Origin of the sequence: Pseudooceanicola onchidii (assembly GCF_004959925.1) — a bacterium.
Classification (GTDB): Bacteria; Pseudomonadota; Alphaproteobacteria; order Rhodobacterales; family Rhodobacteraceae; genus Pseudooceanicola; species Pseudooceanicola onchidii.
This window is the reverse complement of the sequence record NZ_SPUW01000006.1, coordinates 1-2,903: the sequence shown is the minus strand read 5'-3', so window position 1 is coordinate 2,903 and position 2,903 is coordinate 1. Positions and strand designations below refer to the sequence as shown.

Below are 2,903 nucleotides of genomic sequence, written 5' to 3'. Positions count from 1 at the left end.
CTGCGCAACAGGTTTGGCGACAGCCCCCCCCCAAACGCCGAACGCCCCGGCCTTTGGGGCGCGGGGCGTTCGGTGTTGGTTGCGGGAGTAGGATTTGAACCTACGACCTTCAGGTTATGAGCCTGACGAGCTACCGGGCTGCTCCATCCCGCGACACTTTTGTTTGGGCTACCGCGCGGAGCGCTACTTGAGCCCAGAGTTTGGCCTATTGCGCGGAGCGCTACTTGAGGCCGGGGTTGGGCTACCGCGCGGAGCGTTGTTGGCCCGTGTTTGGCCTACCGTGTCGAGTGGTTGGCCGGAGTGGCATCGCACGAAGTTTCGTGTGAGGCCGATGCCCTTGGTCACGTGTGATCTTGGGCTGATTGGTCGCCCTTTTGGGCGCATCGTAGAGAGAAGAGAGGGGCTTTTTAGGTCTGGCGGTGACCTACTCTCCCACGTCTTAAGACGCAGTACCATCGGCGCGACAGCGCTTAACGGCCGGGTTCGGGATGGAGCCGGGTGTTTCGCTTGTGCTATGGCCACCAGACCAAAAAAGACCCTCTCACTCGTGCTGGGCACGAGCTCAACATGTTGTCCAAATCTTACTGATACACATTGGTGTGTATGCTTTTGATTGTCCGTATTGGCCAGGTCCTGGCTTCTACTGGATCAAATCAAGCCTATCGGGCAATTAGTACTGGTCAACTGAATGCGTTACCGCACTTACATCTCCAGCCTATCGACGTGGTGGTCTTCCACGGCCCTCAGGGATACCTTGTTTTGAGGGGGGCTTCCCGCTTAGATGCCTTCAGCGGTTATCCTGTCCGTTCATAGCTACCCAGCACTGCCGTTGGCACGACAACTGGTCCACCAGTGGAACGTTCACCCCGGTCCTCTCGTACTAGGGGCAACTCCTCTCAAGTATCCTACACCCACGGCAGATAGGGACCGAACTGTCTCACGACGTTCTAAACCCAGCTCACGTACCTCTTTAAACGGCGAACAGCCGTACCCTTGGGACCTGCTCCAGCCCCAGGATGAGATGAGCCGACATCGAGGTGCCAAACACTGCCGTCGATATGGACTCTTGGGCAGTATCAGCCTGTTATCCCCGGCGTACCTTTTATCCGTTGAGCGATGGCCCTCCCACTTGGGACCACCGGATCACTATGGCCGTCTTTCGACTCTGCTCGACTTGTCAGTCTCGCAGTCAGGCTGGCTTATGCCATTGCACTCAACGAGCGATTTCCGACCGCTCTGAGCCAACCTTCGCGCGCCTCCGTTACGCTTTAGGAGGCGACCGCCCCAGTCAAACTACCCGCCACACAGGGTCCCGGAACCCGATAAGGGATCGCGGTTAGACATCAAGCAATGCAAGGGTGGTATCTCAAGGGAGGCTCCACCGAGACTGGCGTCCCGGTTTCAAAGCCCACCACCTATCCTGCACATGCATGGCCTGATGCCAGTGTGAAGCTGTAGTAAAGGTGCACGGGGTCTTTCCGTCTAACCGCGGGAAGCCTGCATCTTGACAGGCAATTCAATTTCGCTGAGTCGATGTTGGAGACAGCGGGGAAGTCGTTACGCCATTCGTGCAGGTCGGAACTTACCCGACAAGGAATTTCGCTACCTTAGGACCGTTATAGTTACGGCCGCCGTTTACCGGGGCTTCAATTCGGAGCTTGCACCCCTCCTTTTAACCTTCCGGCACCGGGCAGGCGTCAGACCCTATACGTCGTCTTGCGACTTCGCAGAGCCCTGTGTTTTTAGTAAACAGTCGCCACCCCCTGGTTTGTGCCCCCAGCCACTAGTTGCCTGGTAACTGGGCCTCCTTCTCGCGAACTTACGGAGGTATTTTGCCGAGTTCCTTCAACATCGTTCTCTCAAGCGCCTTGGTATTCTCTACCAGTCCACCTGTGTCGGTTTGGGGTACGGTCTCATGGAGGGCTATTTCCAGGAACCACTCAGCAGCCCAATCAATCCGATAAGATTGAACTACACCTGTGATCCGTCACCATCTCCTGGCCCAGGAATATTAACCTGGTTCCCATCGACTACGCCTTTCGGCCTCGCCTTAGGGGCCGGCTTACCCTGCTCAGATTAGCTTTAAGCAGGAACCCTTGGACTTTCGGCGACAGGGTCTCTCACCCTGTTTGTCGCTACTCATGTCATCATTCTCGCTAGTGATCTCTCCACCGGATCGCTCACGCGCCGGCTTCATCGAAAGAACTGTTCCTCCAATTTCCCCGAAGGGATCAAGGAGGAGCTGTTCTATGTCACACTACGCTCCGCTACCATGCACTACGTGCATCCTCAGCTTCGGCTCATGGCTTGAGCCCCGTTACATCTTCGCCGCAGGACAACTTGATTAGACCAGTGAGCTGTTACGCTATCTTTAAAGGATGGCTGCTTCTAAGCCAACCTCCTGGTTGTTTTGGTCGTCCCACCTGCTTTCCCACTTAGCCATGAATTGGGGGCCTTAGCTGGAGGTCAGGGTTGTTTCCCTCTCCACGACGGACGTTAGCATCCGCCGTGTGTCTGCCATCTAGTACTCCCGGGTATTCGGAGTTTGGTTAGGATCAGTAAGCCTGTGGGGCCCCATTACCCATCCAGTGCTCTACCCCCCGGGGTATTCGGATGACGCTCTACCTAAATAGATTTCGCGGAGAACCAGCTATCTCCGAGTTTGATTGGCCTTTCACCCCTAGGCACAACTCATCCCGACCTTTTTCAACAGGTGTGGGTTCGGACCTCCAGTAAGTGTTACCTTACCTTCATCCTGGTCATGCCTAGATCACTCGGTTTCGGGTCTGATCCATCTAACTCAACGCCCTATTAAGACTCGCTTTCGCTGCGCCTACACCTAACGGCTTAAGCTTGCTAGATAGACCAAGTCGATGACCCATTATACAAAAGGTACGCCGTCA

General features: G+C 55.6%; 1 tRNA gene and 2 rRNA genes. All 3 read right to left on the bottom strand.

The annotated features are described in order from the left end of the window. Nucleotides 1-76 precede the first annotated feature (76 nt). Nucleotides 77-153: transfer RNA gene (locus tag E4S58_RS17765), tRNA-Met, on the bottom strand. Nucleotides 154-411: 258 nt separating this feature from the next. Continuing rightward, nucleotides 412-526 (bottom strand): 5S ribosomal RNA (gene rrf / locus E4S58_RS17760). 123 nt (nucleotides 527-649) lie between these two features. After that, a 23S ribosomal RNA gene (locus E4S58_RS17755) occupies nucleotides 650-2,903 on the bottom strand; the annotation flags it as partial.